Below are 16020 nucleotides of genomic sequence, written 5' to 3' on the forward strand. Positions count from 1 at the left end.
ATTTCACCTTACAAAATCAACTGCTTTTGAACTCTACTTTTTATTATAATATTTCACTTTTTAATTCTTTAATTTTCCAAGTGAGTCTTATAAAGAAGTATATCCACATACAACCTGTAAGACCCATCATAGCTTTCGCCCAAATTGGCACTCTTGATTCCATGGGGCTTAAAATTAGGTTATACATTGATGGTAATATACTTGCTGATATAATAACAAGGAATAGCAATAACTCATTTAGTTTTTGTACTCTCGTCTCCTTTTCTGAGTAAATATCAGGCAATTCATTTACCTCTTCTACTTCTTTACAAAAATAATTCCATCTTGTGAAACTTGTTACGCGTTTCCAACCTGACATTTCGTATATTTCAAAATACTCTTGTCGTTGTTCTTTCGAATCTCTATAAACCAATCTAAAATCAGCTTTGTATATTACATCTTTTGGTTCAGTTTTCTTAAACGTATACATTAAATTATATTTTTGTAATGCCCAACCTTGTTGATGCATCTTTCGTAAAAAAGCTTCTTCTTTTTCTAAATTCCATGCCGTAAAAAACTTAAATACCCTTTTAGTCTCCATCTTCCATTCACTCCCCTAATATACTATTTCCATTCCTTACAGATCTCTTTAATCTGTTATACTCTAGCTCTAATACTTCTCTACCAAGTGGCGTTAACTCATAGCACTTCTTTCTATCTGTAGAGGCCACTTCAACTATTAACTTCTCTTTTAGTAACTTTGTCGTATTCCCGTATAAAGTACCTGGACCGAGCTTTACTTCTCCATTTGTCATCTCTTCTACCATTTGCATAATTCCGTAACCATGCATTGGTTTCACTAGTGATAACAATATGTAATATGTCGCCTCTGTTAACGGAATATATTTTTTCGCTTTCGCATTCATTATAACCACCTCCGATACATCGCTCCCTGATATATCGACTAACGATACATCGTATATCGATATTGTATAACTACATTCCAAAACATGCAAGTATAATTTAATAACTGGATATTTATTTCTTTGAATTTAAAAATCATATCAATTTTCTGAATAATTTGTTAAAATATAGGAATATCCGTTTATATTTTGAAAGGAATGATACATATGATAAATAAATTGAAAGAAAACATAGGATCAGTTTTTGTCGGTAAAGAAAATGTTATAGATTTATTACTCGTTTCATTGCTTGCTGATGGACATGTACTGCTTGAGGATGTACCTGGTACGGGGAAAACGTTACTTGCGAAAACACTTTCTAAAAGTATTGGTGGTAATTTTTCTCGCGTCCAATTTACACCAGATGTACTTCCGAGTGATGTAACAGGTATCGAATATTTCAATCCGAAAACGAGTGAATTCGAGTTAAGACTTGGACCAGTTATGACTAATATTTTGCTTGCGGATGAAATTAACCGCGCTATGCCTAGAACACAGTCTAGTTTATTAGAATCAATGGAAGAACGACAAGTAACGCTTGAAAAGCAATCTACTCTTCTTCCTAAACCGTTCTTTGTTATTGCGACGCAAAATCCAATTGAATCACAAGGAACGTTTCCTCTACCAGATGCACAGCTTGATCGCTTTTTAATGACAATTTCTATAGGTTATCCGAAACCTGAAGATGAGTTGAAAATGATGCGTCGTTTTCGTAACGATACACCGTTAGAAAGCATCAAATCTGTTATTTCTTTAGAAGACATTCTAAAAGCACAGAAACGTGTAAAAGAAATTTTCGTATCAGAACCGTTGGAATATTACATTATTAAACTTGCTCATGCTACAAGAAATCATGATTACATCGCTAACGGTGTAAGTCCACGTGCCACACTTGCTTTAGTGCGCGCAGTTCAAGCGTTAGCCTTTTTACACGGAAGAGAATATTGCACGCCTGAAGATATACAATTTTTAGTTCCTTCTGTTTGGAATCACCGCATTGTCTTATCAATGGAAGGCGCATTACGTACGACAAAAAATGAAATTATGCAAAGGATTTTAAAAGAAGTTGACGTACCAGTGGAGATTGAGCAAGCATGAATGGACAGCGTGTTGTAACTGTACCGTTATTTTTCCAACTCCATATTATTCAACTAACTGTCCCAGGCGCTATACTATTTACATTTTTCATGCCACAACGAATTATTATGTTTCTCTTTTTCTTCTATTATTTATTTGCGATTTTCATTTATAAATATGTCGCTTACATAGAGAAGAAATTTGAAGTTATAAATGAGAAACAAACAACTCGGCTTTTCCCTGATGAATCTGGACAGTTTTTTATTCATTTAAAAAATGGAGCAAACATACCACTCGTTAATGGTACTTGTTATTTTCATTTAGACCCGTCACTACTACCACAAAAAGATCAAGGAATTGAACAAATATCGAAAACGTTATTCTCTTTTCCGTTTTCACAACCTGCTCATTCGGCACAAAAATGGGATTTAACATTAACCGCTACGAAGCGTGGCGTATTTCAAATTGAACAATTCGAATGTGTTTTGAAAGATCCTTTTCATTTATTATCTGTACATTTACCTGTATTTGATAAATTAAGAACTGAAATTATTGTATATCCTTCTCCTAAAGAAGTAGCAGGTTTGCAAGAACTTCAGCAGCTTTTAAATGGAGCTTATCGAACGAATTTTTCTTTTTACAATGATGAAACATCTATTATCGGAGTTAAACGCTATGAACGTGAGTCTTTCCGTTCTATTCATTGGAAAGCATCTGCTAAAATGCAGGAATTACAGGCGAAGCAATATGAACCTGTAAAAAATTATAGTTGGACGATTTGTCTTTCTTTAGCTGCTGATCGCGGATTTGGTTGGAAGGATAATATAGAAGACCTTATTTCATTTGCAACATACATTTCTCAATACGCAACGAAGCATCAAATACCGTTTGAATTATTTATTAGTGTATTAGCTGAAGGTGGTCCTCTGCACTTACCATTAAATGAAGGGCAAACACATTACGCAAAAGCTTTAGAAGAATTGGCACGTATTTCAGACGATAGCACATTAATTCCAAAACAAGGATTTCTCCATTATACAAATAGAAAAGGAGAACGATCCTCTACAATGATTTACATTGGCTTGCAGAAGAATGACATCTCTCTTCTATCGCAACCTACGTTTCTCATAAATAACGAAGGGATGGTGGAAAAGCTTGAAAACTTGGCTCTATCACGTTAATGACTTTATTCTGCTGCTCCTCCTTTCGTTATTAACGGAAAGAGATGAACTTGTTGCTATTACTATATTTTTAGCAACGGGCTATATGGGAGTATTGCTTATCTATAAACTAATGAAGAAAAAAACAACAGGTTTTGTCATACTGTTACTTACTCAAATAATCGGTTGTTCTATCTTTCTCCCATTCTCTCTATTTAGCACAATTATGTTACCGCTTTTCTTCTTTATCGTACATGTAGTCGGGCCTGGATATCCAGTTCAAAAATCGTTAGGCGGCATAGTTTGGTTTGGTATTTCAGCTATATTTTATGCGCCCTTTCCGCCTTTGTGGAAACTATTACTTTTAGTTTTACACATTATGATTACTTTTTGGTTAACTGGGGCTAATCGTAATCAACAGTTATTACGTTTCGCTTCTATTATTACAATTGTTGTAATGAGTACCATACTTGTTCTAGTTTTCCCTTTTATTCGTCTTATTTTTAGTTTTATGACAGAAGTAGTCGCATTAGGGGTCGGTTATGTTATAAATCCATTTCTCATAGCAGCTGAATTGAAAGATACTGAGGGAGTTTGGGCAAGTAAAGGGCATCTCTTAAAACCACAAATTGAAGATGGGAAAACACCTCCTGATTTTGATCCAACTCTTATAAATAGCATGACCATAATAGCTTGTGCTGCTATTGCTATTTACGTCGTTTGGAAAATAATAAAAAGACGAAAACAATTCAGTTTACCAAATATGCCTGTCTTCGAATCTACTATCATTACTGATAAAGAAGGAATGAGCCAAAAACGTTTGAAACGAAACAAACCGCCACAAAACGAAATTCGAAAAGAGATTTTTAAACTGGAGAGTAAATTAATTCCTCCTTTAAATAGAAACCGAGGAGAACCTATTGAAGCATGGTTAGAAAGAATAAATAGTGAAGAAGATGTAAATATTGAGAGTCATATTATTATAGATGCTTATAATACAGTGCGTTATTCAAATGAGGAAAATACCGTACAGTTACATGAATTTAAGGAAGAGATCAATAAGCTCTATGCATATCAGAAGAGTTTGAAGAAAAGAAAGAAATAACACAATAAAAAGACTCCTATTTTCATAGGAGTCTTTTTGTACTTCTACGTTACTTTTTAAATTGAAGCGTTTTTCCCTGCTTCAATTTCTAATGACTCTTCATGCCACCAAAGTGTTTCTTCAGGGTCTTCTTTAGCAATTTGGTGTGCTTCTTTTTTCGTTTCTACTGTAGGATATGAACCTTTTAGCGCACGTCCTGAAGTTGTAACGAATAAAACACTAAATACGACTAATCCAATAATACTTACACCTGCTAAATAAAATGCTGGTGCAAGCGGGTTACCAGTCGCATGAACTAAGTATGAACATACGAGCGGTGTTGTTCCACCGAATATAGATACAGAAATATTAAATGAGATCGAAAGTGCTCGATAACGTACATCGGTGAAAAATAGTGATGGTAATAATGATGGTAATGTTCCTTCATACACACTTAGGAAGAAACCTAATACGAAAATACCTGCAAATATAGCTGCAATATGTCCGTTACCTATTAGTAAAAATGCTGGGATTGCAAATACAGTTAAACCGAGTAAGCCGATTTGCACGACGCGTTTATTACCAATTTTATCACTTAATTTACCGAAATAAAGTGCTAGTGGAATCATAAGTGCCATCGTAATAGAAATAATTAATAAGCCGGTTGTTTCTTTCACTTTAAGTACTTGAGTTAGATAAGAAGGAATATACGAAAGAATCATATAGTTCGTAATATTAAAGAAGGCGACAATTACTGTGCTTAATAAGAAGTCTTTTTTGTGATATTTCATAATATCCATAAATGAAAATTGTTCATTGTCTTCAGATTCTTCTTGTGCTTTTTCCATCTCTTCAAAGATTGGAGATTCATCTAGATGACGGCGTAAATATAAACCGACCAAACCAATTGGTGCAGCTATTAAGAAAGGAATACGCCAGCCCCAGCTGAGCATTTGCTCATCTGTTAACAATAACGTCAAAATGGTAACAATTACCGATGCAGCAATGTAACCTGAGAGTGTTCCAATTTCAAGACCACTACCGAGTATACCACGCTTTTTATCTGGAGAAGATTCTGCGATATAAACCATTGCCCCTGAATATTCGCCGCCTGTAGAGAAGCCTTGAATCATTCGGGCAACTAAAAGTAGTATTGGTGCCCATACACCAATTTGTTCATAGGTTGGTAGTAATGCGATGAATAATGTAGAAAGTGCCATTAAAATAATAGTAGTACTTAACACGATTTTTCGGCCGTACTTATCTCCTATTCTACCAAAGAATACACCTCCAATTGGTCGAACGAGAAAGGCTGCTGCAAATGTACCGAATGTAAGTACAAGTTGCAATCCACTATTATCAACACCTGAGAAGAATAATTGACTTAAAATTACCGCTAAATACGCGTATAATCCGAAGTCAAACCACTCCATTGCATTCCCAATACCAGTAGCAATTACTGCTTTCCTGGCTTGTTTAGGATTGACAATATTAACGTCTTGAGGTTCAAAATTTAAATCATTATTTTGTTGCATATAATAAAACAGCTCCTTATTTAATTTAACTTCTTTAAGCACACCTTCTCTTATTGAATAAAATTAATTCGAAGCACTTAAGGAAAATCAACGTCTCCTTATCTGTTATTATTATTTCACATAATTAATTATTTGTCCAATTAAATGCTCTTTTTATATAAAATTACACCCTATTTAACTTTTTGTACAATGAGGTTTAGGCTATACAATATATACCTTTACACCACAAATGAACCTTTCATTTATTTATATTTATTACGTTTCTATCATCGCTTCCTCTAACCTAGAAATTAGTAAGTTTCACTAAAAATTTTCATATACAGATTTATTTACTCTTTACTTATATACTTCAAATAAAAAAAGTAAAAACTACTTCATTTATTTGAAGAAGTTTTTACTTTTCAATTACCTTTGCATTTTCTATCAATAAACATTCAAAACTAATTCATTTCATACTCTATTTCTTGCTATTCAACGCTTATTAAAGATATGGCTTCCATATTAAAATAAATTTCTTTAAGTTACTCATATAATTAGCAGAATATCCTGTTATAAAAAATCTTTGAAATTTCTATTCTTCAATAAATAAGAAAGCCCTTCTATATGATCTCCAGTAATTCTCAATACAGCTGGTGGATGTCCTACTGTTGCAAAGTGCTCGTTTGGACGAATACGATTTGGTTTCATAACATCTACAAAATGGACACATTCGACTTTATATCCTTCTAATATTGCCTTTACTTGCGCAACACACGCTGTTTGAAGAGTATCCCAGCCGATTCCCTCTAAACATTTTCTACTAATTGCGTGGGGAACAGCAATTGTGGATCCCACACCTAAATCTTTACGATTACAAGCAATATTCAACATATATTTATATAAACTTACAATATATAGAGGAAATCTAAGATTTAAATTTAAATCATTTAAAACCATATCAACACCATTCGCAACAGCCTGCGTTAACGGATGAAGGTCTTTTGCTGGAATAGCAAAATCAGCATCAATAAAGAGAAGTATATCCCCTACGGCTTCTTGTGCACCAATTGCCCGTCCTACATCATGCCCTAATCTTTCTTGATAAACAATTACTGTTGCCCCTAGTTGCTTAGCGATTACTTCTGTCTGATCTGTTGACCCATTAATGACAACAATTATTTCTTTCGGTTCAACTTTTCTTGCCTCAAGAATAACTTCTTTAATCGTTGATTCTTCATTTTGTGCTGGTATAATAATTGATAACTGTTTTCCATTATAAATTGATGAATTCATACCCCATCCTTTATGGTAACGCGAATAATTCTTTTGTTTTTTTAGTTGCTCTATAATTTCTCTTTTTCTTCCTCCATCTGTATAGTTACCTCTATCATCTTTTCGTTGCAACCAACTCTCCAAAGCTTTTACATTCTCTTTAATCTCACATACTTCTAATTTAGTTAATTCATCTCTATAGAAAGAACTTTTGTTTGCGGGTATATCATTCAACAAAGTATTAGTGATGGCTGACGAGGATTGTAGTCGCCACCCTTTCTCAATAAGAGTTATTTGAGAAAGAATGGGATTTTGCAAGGTGTCATATCTAATGTCTTCAATTGCTTTTTTAGTAATTGCATATGGCATAGATAACATCGAATCATATTTTAAATCTATACGCCCCAATACATCGTTTACTATTTTTCTATACACCATAGCAATACTTGGCCATTCTACTCTCATCTTTTCAAAACATACGGAGTCTATGTTATTCAAAATTACATCCTGTTCCTTTTTTAGTAGCGGTTCTATAAATCGTTCTAATTCTACCGAAAAAATAACATCTTCTCCATCTAAAAATAAAACTACATCTCCATTGGCGATTTTTGCCCCATGAACTGGTGCTTTCCATTTATTTTTCTCCTCAATTACAACAACGTTACTTTCAACAAATGTAGGTATAGATTGTATCGCGCTCATTCTATCATTAGCTACAATAATAATTTCTTGTGGTTTTATATGCTGCACTTTATTTAAAATTTGATTTAATTTCGATTTTTCTTCTCCTAAAACTATAACAACTGACAGCCCCACTTCTTTTTGTTCTTCTTTCACAGTCTCATTAGGCTTTACTTTTTTTATATATTCAATTGTTTCACTCTTCCCTACAGCTGCATGCCCTGCTTTTTTATTGAAATATAGGTCTATTACAATTTGATTTACTTCAATATCCTCATCCAATTGTTCTAATTCAGAAATAAATGGCAGTAAATGATTTTGCACATCAAATTCACACGCGAAATTTTGCAAAAAATAAATATTCGGTACATATTTAATGTGATTAAAAAATTTTACTACATTAATTCTTTCTTCAAATTTTTCTTCAACTTCTTCTCTTGATAAACCTGGATAAGACAAATCGAAAACTAGATTTATTGGTACAGGTATCCATTTTAATAAATTTGTTTGAGGATTATTAATGAAAGCTGTGGAGCCCTTAACGAATCCAGCTAAAATTAAAGACATAAATCCTCCCCCGGAACTTCCATAAAACAACACATTTTTTGAATCAACTTTTAACTTTGTAAATACTATTTCTAAAATATTAGCTATATCCTGCAAATAAAATCTATCAAACTCCCCTTGTCCCCAACCTAAAGATAGTTTTCCAAGATATAAAGTAGGATCATTAAAATATATAACAGTATCTTCAAATTCTTCCATCCATGAATGTCGATGAAAAATAGGTGGACCAATTGGCTGTTCTTGAAATCCACCTGCTCCGGATCCAAAAACAATAGTGTTAGAAGCACCGGGCTTAATACGAATTAAAAATTCATACGTTACTTTATCCCAATCAACCTTGAGTATAAATGGTTCCGTAGTTTGAAGATCTATTTGCCATAATTCTTCATATGAAATGTTAATTTTTTTGTACTGATCTAACAGTTTAATCACCCTTTCCATCCATTTCGAGATGTTCGATTAAGTAAGAGAGAGCTTCAACGTGATCACCAATTATTCTTAATACTGCTGGAGGATGTCCATTATGACTTACATTCTCCATTAATCGAATTCTGTTTGGTTTTACAACATCAACATAATGTACACATTCTACTCTATACCCTTGTAATATAGCTTTTACTTGCGCAAGACTAGGGCATAGTAAACTTTCCCACCCTATTGCATCTAAGCATGCTCTACTCATAGCATGTGGAATTGCCACTAATGAGCCATTACTTAATTCTGGACGATTATATGCTAAATTAAGCATATATTTTACGACGTCTACAACATAAAACGGAGGATGTAACATCGGATTCAAATCATTTAATGCTATGTCAACACCAGCTGAAACTGCTTTTGTAAAGTGATGCAAATTACTTCCTGAAACACTAAAATCACCATCAATAAATAAGAGAATATCTCCTGTAGCCTCAAGCGCTCCTATAGCACGTCCAACATTATGACCAAGCCGTTCGTTATATTTAATAATAGTAGCACCAAGTCTTTTAGCGATATTGGCCGTACTATCTGTCGAACCATTTACAACGACAATTATTTCTAGCGGTTCTATTTTTCTTGCCTCAAGTATTACTTGTTCTATAGTTTCTTCTTCATTTTGCACTGGTATAATGACAGAAAGTTGCTTCCCGTCATAAATCGATGAATTCATACCCCATCCTCGATGATAAGAAGGATATCGCTTGCATTCACCTAACTTTTGAATAATATCTCTTCTTTTTCCTGCATCAGTAAACCCTACTCTTTTTCCCTTTTTCTCTATCCATTTAGAAATACCGATTAAATATTTTCCCACTTTCTCCTTTTCATATTCTGACAATTCTTTTTTAACTAAATAATCTTTCTCTTCTAACGTTTCATCTCTAGATAACGTTTTTATTGCATATTGATCGTTAATCCGCCAGCCTTGATTCAATATATTCATATGGGTTAGAACGATATTTTTCATATAATCAAAACCGATATTTACCACTACTTCCTTCGTAAGTACATATGGTAATGAAAGTATTGAATTGCTTTTTAAACCTGGTCGACATAAAATTTCATTTAACATTTTTCTCCATACAATATCCATATTTGGACATTTACCAATTTCAATAAATTTATCTATTTTGTTTAATACTACATCAGCCTGATTTGTAACAACTGGTTCAATAAATTTCTTCATCTCATTTGTAGATAACGAAAAATTACTATCTAAAAATAATAATACTTCTCCTTTTGCTTCCTTTACAGAAGCTTCATACCCATCATTATGGGTACTATATTTATCCATCAAAACAATATGACATTTATGTTTCTTTGCTATTTCATACAAATTACTTCTATCATTAGGAAGCAAAATTATAATTTCAAGAGGATTTAGCTTCCATATAGATTGAATTGACTCTTCTAATATTTTCGCTCTTTCACTATACAAAATAATAACCGTTAAAGATTTCATTACACTCCCCCTTTACACATCATGTGACATAAAGTGAAACTTTAATCAGTGGGGGTTTTCTTCATCCCCCACTGATTATTAGCCCTCACCAATCGGACTTTTATGGGCAGTTGATCCACACCTAAATTCTTTGCTTTCGCTGAATTTTGAGATGGGGGTCTTACTGCCCATTAAAGCGGGATAAAATATTAAGTATTACCATTCCTTATAAATTTTCCACTTTATTAATATATTCAAAAGTGAATTATACTGTGTAAAAACAACCGTCTATTTTTGAAAATATAAATTCTATACTTTTACCAAATTCTAATATAAAAAGCGCACACAAATTGTAAAAATATTACTAACAATTAGGGTGCACTTTTTATAAAATATAGCTTTTAATTTTTAAGCACTTACTACAGCTGCAACTTTATCCATACAAGAAATAAATTGATTAATAAATGCATCAATTTCTTCTTTTGTAATTATATATGGAGGAAGTAAACGAATGATATTCCCTTGTGTAACATCAACTAATATCCCATTCTCCATTAGCTCTACCTGTAATTTCTTCACATTTTCATTTGTATCATTCAAACTAATTCCAAACATCATGCCAGCATGACGTACTTCCTGAATATAATAAGGATTTTCTTTCTGAATTTCTTGCAATTTATCATTTAAATATAGTGACGTTTCATACGCTTCTTGCATTAAACCATCGTCAATCAATGTGTTTAATACTGTTAAACCTAAAGCCGTTCCCATTGATGAATGAGCAAACGTTGTACCGTGATCTCCCGGTGCAAATACATCAAATAACTTTTCACCTACGATGATTCCACCTAACGGTATCCCGCCTCCTGCTCCTTTACCAATTTGAATAATATCCGGTGTAATATTGAAATTTTGATAAGCAAATAGTTTACCAGTTCTCCCCATACCACTTTGAACTTCATCGACGATAAGTAGTACGTTATATTTCTCACATAAGTTTTGAACATCATGTAAATATTCACTTGATAAAGGGTATATCCCCCCGCTACCTAATACAGGCTCTAGCATAATCCCAATTGGATTTTCTTTAACAATTGTTTCTTCTAATTGCTCTATATTCTCACGCTCGACTTCATATACAGGAATCGATGTTTTAGGGAAATTTTGATATACATTTTCTTGTCTCGTAAAATGAAGTGCTCCTAATGTTCGCCCGTGGAAACTATTCTTCAGCACCACAATCCCTTCACGTTCTTCACCCGTATTAGCTCTATATTTATCAATTAATTTCAGTGTTGTTTCTGTCGCTTCCGTACCAGAGTTTGTAAAAAAGACTTTTCCGTTTTTTAAAGAGCAATCAACTAATTTTTTTGCATATTCAATCGCAACTGGGTTTAAAAAATGAAACGGCAGATGCAATGATTTTGTAACTTGCTCCATTGTCGTTTGCACGATTTTCGGGTGATTGTATCCTAATACATTCACTCCGACACCAGAAAATAAATCTACATACTCTTTACCATCCACATCATAAAGCTTGCACCCTTCTCCTCTTTCTATTGCAACCTTCGTACGACAATACGTAGGCATCATATATTCTTTATCTAATTGAAACCAATCCGACATTTTAAATTCCTCCTAGTTATTTTCCCTGTTTATTTATGTTCATTCTCTATAAAGTCATGTTTAAATTCATTTTTAAGATTGTAATTTTAATAGTAATTTTCTTCTCGATATTCATTTTTCCATAATTTCTTCTATTTCAACAGGTCCACTACATATGTGTTTTTTTCATCTAGCGGTCTGTTACTACTTTGCATGTCATACATAATCAAGGCTATGAAATCATATTTAGTAACAATGGACAAAAAAGATTTGGAGGCTATATCAATGGATGAAAACTATGATAAACAAAGGCAATCTTTACTAGGGAAAGGCTTTAATGAAAATGAAAAACGTAATGAACAAGCTACACTTCACTCTCAAACAGTTGGTTCGCGTGGACCTGTTCTAGAGCAAGATAGTGTACTTCACGAGACGTTACAAGAATTTATTCACGAAAAAATTTTAGAAAGACCTGTTCATGTAAAAGGATTTGGTGCGTTCGGCTATTTTCAAACGATCTATCCAATGTCTGAACATACGAAACTAAGTTTTTTACAACATTCAAATGAGAAAGTTCCTGTTATGGTGCGATTTTCATTAGCCGTTAGTACGAAAGGAACACCTGATACTTCTAGAAATGTACGCGGTTTTTCTACAAAGTTTTATACAAAGGAAGGCATTTTCGATCTTTTATGTAATCACATTCCTGTCTTTTCTGTTCGTGATCCGATGCGTTTCCCTGAAACGATTCAAGCGTTGTTACCTTCACCTATAAATAACTTAATAGATCCTAATAGATTTTGGAGCTTTGTCGCTAGAGCACCTGAATCCATTCATTTCGTTGTCCATTTATACTCTGATGCTGGTACGGCCAAAAGTCTGCGCCACATCCCAGGACATAGTGTTAATACATATGTATGGAGAAATGCAGAAGGTAACCGCAAATATGTAAAGTATCATTGGTACCCATTTGAAGGTGTACAATTCATTACTAGTGAGGAAGCAAATAAACTGGCTGCCGAAAACCCTGATTATAGCGGGAAAGATTTATATGATGCAATTGCAAATGGTAAACCAGTGGAATACGGATTATATGTCCAGCTCATGGATCTGAAAGATGAAGAACATCTTTCTTATGACCCTTTAGATGATACAAAAGTATGGGATGAAAAGTCGTATCCTCTTATACCAGTAGGCAAAATGGTGTTAAATAAAAATCCTGAAAATTATATGGAACAAGTAGAAAAAGTCGCCTTCTCTCCTTCTAATTTACTAGACGGTGCAGAACTATCAGATGATAAAATGCTGCAAGGGCGCGCTAACATTTATAACGATTCTCAAAGAAGAAGAATTGGACCTGCATTCCGCAAATTAACGATTAACCAACAACAAAATTGGACACCTGCTAATCAAATAACGAGCGGTGACGGAAGATATGTTGAAGGTACACTTGAAAGAACTTCTATAACGAAACAGGATGACTTTACGCAGCCTAGTGAATTTTATGCGAAGTTAAAACCGATAGAAAAAGAACATCTTGCTGAAAATTTAGCTGGTGATTTGAAAGTTATCTCCGATGATATTAGAAAGATCGTTTTAGGGTATTTTCATAAAGTGTCAGCTGATTTGGTGAAGAGGATTGAAAGTGCGATGCAAAAGCTTTAAGTATATAAAAAACGTCATTTTTAAAATAAAAAATGACGTTTTTTATGGCGAAATCACTAGAAATTTCTACCACTTCATTTACAATTATTAACGAATTTTTCCACACTTAAAATTCCGTTATTTCATTTTAGATTATGGTACTCATTTCTCTTTTTCAAATAATCTTTTTCACATTGTAACGGCTTGAATTTCACTTTTTTCCCTTTCTTCTTTTTCGTTTGTATAACAATCCATTCTCCTTTTTCAACATCTAGGTTTAAGTGTTTCATTACATTGATATTATCTTTTTCTTTATAAAGTAAAAATGCTTCTTGAGCCCTCACAAATAAGCTAGGCTGCTCGCTAAATCCACCACTATCATAAATTTTAGTTAGCGAATTATAATAAGAATCATTTTCTCTTCCACCATACATCAAATGGGCCGCATCCAGGTCTCTTTTACTTACTTCCCAAAAACTATGTTCATCAATTTTTAAATTAAATGTGGATTTAATATCACTTATTATATTCTTCACATGCTTGTCATCTCGAATTTTCCTTTTTTCAAGACAATCAGAAGATAATTCTGGTGCATCTGTTTGAGAATGTACAACTTGTTGAATAGATACACATAATATAAATACAGTTAAAATATACAATATTTTTTTCATACTTATGTTTCACCTCAAGTAATTTAGATACTTATATTATTTGAGGCTCACAATATTCTTATGCTAACAATGTAAAAGGCCCTATAAATTGGACTTTTATAGAGCCTTTCATTTTAATATTGCTTTATCAACTTCACTGGTAAGTCCAGTACCTTACTACTTTTTACGTCATATAGTCCTATAGGCGTTACCCGTATAAAAGGTAAGTGCGTCGCAGAAAAGAATAAAATGGTAAATGCCGGATCGTCATACGCGTAACCACGCTCTTGGAGTAGTTTCACCATCTGTTTCTCTTCCTGTATTAAATCACTCATTTTTAAATTAGACATAATCCCGAGCAATGGTAATGCGATTTCGTGTAATACTTCATTCTTTTCAGCTAATACCATTCCCCCGCCAAGCTCTTTTACTCTATGAAAAGCTGTTAGCATATCTTCTTTATTCTTCCCAATAAGAATGATGTCACCGGTACCAGAATATGAGCTAGCAAGTCCACCAAGTTCTTTCGCAAAACCTTTGACAACTGTATTCACTCTCCACGTACCGTCACGAGCAATCATCATAAGAAAACACTCATCATGATCTAGAGAAAGTTTATCACGGTTTAAATCAACATCAGTCGTGTATGGTTTTGTTATAACGTTATTTAATAATTGTATTCCTATTTTATTAGCAAAAACCATATCCTCTTTTTCTATAGACCAGTCTAATAATAATGGAGTTACTTTGAATTTACTCCATTCTATAAGTAAGGATTCATTTTTATTTATTCTGTCACGCTTCACCCATTTCCCCTTTGCAATTACACTTATTGGAACCGGGTTTTCTTTACTTTCCAAAATATTAATATTAGCAATTCTACCTGTCGCAATTGAACCATGTAGATCTTCCATATTGTAATAACGAGCGATATTATAGCTTGCCATATGATAAGCATCTATTACTGGCACTCCTTGTTTTATCGCGGTAGATATCATTACGTTTGTCATTCCATTTTCATAAAATGAAGGATGTGAGCCGTCTGTAGTAAGAATAAATCTATCAAACTGCTTTACTCCTAATTCCAACAATTCTTTCAGTAACACTTCTAAATCTGGGCGGATTGAAGAATTTCTTAAGGAAACCGTGTAACCTTGCATAAGACGAGCAAAAGCTTCCTGCCCTGTCATCGCCTCATGATCACAATCTGTACCTAGCAATTTTAATTTTGCTAAAGTCGTTTCAGATGCTCCTGGAAAATGTCCTTCTACTTTTTTATGTAATCGTTTCGTTTCCTGCACCCAATGTAACATTTCATCATCGCCATGTAATAACTTTGGCCACGCTGTTAGCTCGCCGCCTTGAAGAACTGCGTCATGCTTAAGCCACTCTATTATTTCTTCACGATTAAATAAAGATTCCCCGTTTTGCAATTCAGTTTGTCCATCAAAACGACACCACCAATACATACTTGCTGGAATCTTTTCAAATTCATCTAATAGACGAAATGCTTCTTCACGTTGTAATGTGAAAAATAAAGTTAAATTATCATTAATAAAAGTCGTCGTCCCAAACTGCATCGCATAATTCGCTAAAGTTTCAGGATTATATAATTGATATGGATGTGCATGCGGTTCTATGTAACTTGGAACTACATACTTTCCATCACAATCAATGACTTCACATTCATGCAGTTGCACTGGCAATTTTTCGCCTACATATACAATCCGGTCATCGTAGATCCAAATATTTGCTTGCACCCACTCGCGCATATAGGAATTTAAATAAGTTGCATTCTTAATTAAAGTGTGTGGACTTCTTTTGCCATCTATTACTTCAACATGTTCTCTTAATTGCTTGTTACTCCATCTAAACTGATTTTCTCCCATTGAATTTCACTCCAC

Annotated in this window: 12 protein-coding genes; 4 read left to right on the forward strand and 8 right to left on the reverse strand. The window is 33.6% G+C overall.

Annotated features, from left to right (window positions below; all coding sequences use genetic code 11):
- Positions 1–43: 43 nt before the first annotated feature.
- Both FS742_RS07065 and FS742_RS07070 read right to left on the reverse strand, forming a co-directional pair.
- Positions 44–580 (reverse strand): DUF2812 domain-containing protein, encoded by a 537-nt coding sequence (locus FS742_RS07065; protein WP_144611761.1) that lies wholly within the window; start codon positions 578–580, stop codon positions 44–46.
- 7 nt (positions 581–587) lie between these two features.
- Positions 588–905 carry a PadR family transcriptional regulator gene (locus FS742_RS07070; protein WP_144611762.1) on the reverse strand — a complete coding sequence of 106 codons (318 nt, stop codon included), beginning with the start codon at positions 903–905 and terminating at the stop codon, positions 588–590.
- 204 nt (positions 906–1109) lie between these two features.
- On the opposite strand from FS742_RS07070, the gene FS742_RS07075 reads away from it, so the two are divergent.
- The 3 genes from FS742_RS07075 to FS742_RS07085 are packed head-to-tail and all read left to right on the forward strand — an operon-like array spanning position 1110 to position 4283.
- The gene (locus FS742_RS07075) at positions 1110–2039 is read left to right on the forward strand and encodes an AAA family ATPase (RefSeq protein WP_144611763.1); all 930 of its coding nucleotides are present in this window, start codon (positions 1110–1112) and stop codon (positions 2037–2039) included.
- A complete protein-coding gene (locus FS742_RS07080; RefSeq protein WP_144611764.1) occupies positions 2036–3199 on the forward strand; it encodes a DUF58 domain-containing protein in 1164 nt (387 codons plus the stop codon). The genes FS742_RS07075 and FS742_RS07080 overlap by 4 nt, the downstream gene beginning before the upstream one ends.
- Positions 3174–4283, forward strand: coding sequence for a DUF4018 domain-containing protein (locus tag FS742_RS07085; RefSeq protein ID WP_144611765.1), 1110 nt, complete (start codon positions 3174–3176; stop codon positions 4281–4283). Before FS742_RS07080 ends, FS742_RS07085 begins: the two co-directional genes overlap by 26 nt.
- Positions 4284–4339: 56 nt before the next feature.
- On the opposite strand, the gene FS742_RS07090 is transcribed toward FS742_RS07085, so the two are convergent.
- The 4 genes from FS742_RS07090 to FS742_RS07105 all read right to left on the reverse strand — a co-directional run bounded on the left by FS742_RS07090 (position 4340) and on the right by FS742_RS07105 (position 11843).
- The gene (locus FS742_RS07090; protein ID WP_144611766.1) at positions 4340–5797 is read right to left on the reverse strand and encodes an MFS transporter; all 1458 of its coding nucleotides are present in this window, start codon (positions 5795–5797) and stop codon (positions 4340–4342) included.
- A gap of 549 nt (positions 5798–6346) precedes the next feature.
- Positions 6347–8737 carry a glycosyltransferase gene (locus tag FS742_RS07095; RefSeq protein WP_260869632.1) on the reverse strand — a complete coding sequence of 797 codons (2391 nt, stop codon included), beginning with the start codon at positions 8735–8737 and terminating at the stop codon, positions 6347–6349.
- On the reverse strand, positions 8721–10238 hold the full coding sequence (locus FS742_RS07100; RefSeq protein ID WP_144611768.1) for a glycosyltransferase: 1518 nt from the start codon (positions 10236–10238) through the stop codon (positions 8721–8723). Before FS742_RS07100 ends, FS742_RS07095 begins: the two co-directional genes overlap by 17 nt.
- Before the next feature lie 387 nt (positions 10239–10625).
- Positions 10626–11843, reverse strand: coding sequence for an aspartate aminotransferase family protein (locus FS742_RS07105; protein WP_144611769.1), 1218 nt, complete (start codon positions 11841–11843; stop codon positions 10626–10628).
- Positions 11844–12107: 264 nt separating this feature from the next.
- Here FS742_RS07105 and FS742_RS07110 point away from each other — a divergent pair, with 264 nt between their 5' ends.
- Positions 12108–13487 (forward strand): catalase, encoded by a 1380-nt coding sequence (locus FS742_RS07110; protein ID WP_260869633.1) that lies wholly within the window; start codon positions 12108–12110, stop codon positions 13485–13487.
- Positions 13488–13609: 122 nt separating this feature from the next.
- On the opposite strand, the gene FS742_RS07115 is transcribed toward FS742_RS07110, so the two are convergent.
- Both FS742_RS07115 and FS742_RS07120 read right to left on the reverse strand, forming a co-directional pair.
- On the reverse strand, positions 13610–14137 hold the full coding sequence (locus FS742_RS07115) for a hypothetical protein (protein WP_144611770.1): 528 nt from the start codon (positions 14135–14137) through the stop codon (positions 13610–13612).
- Between the two features lie 113 nt (positions 14138–14250).
- The gene (locus FS742_RS07120) at positions 14251–16005 is read right to left on the reverse strand and encodes an adenine deaminase C-terminal domain-containing protein (protein WP_144611771.1); all 1755 of its coding nucleotides are present in this window, start codon (positions 16003–16005) and stop codon (positions 14251–14253) included.
- Between the last annotated feature and the right edge of the window lie 15 nt (positions 16006–16020).

It is taken from the genome of Bacillus cereus (assembly GCF_007678085.1).
GTDB classification, from domain to species: Bacteria; Bacillota; Bacilli; order Bacillales; family Bacillaceae_G; genus Bacillus_A; species Bacillus_A cereus_BE.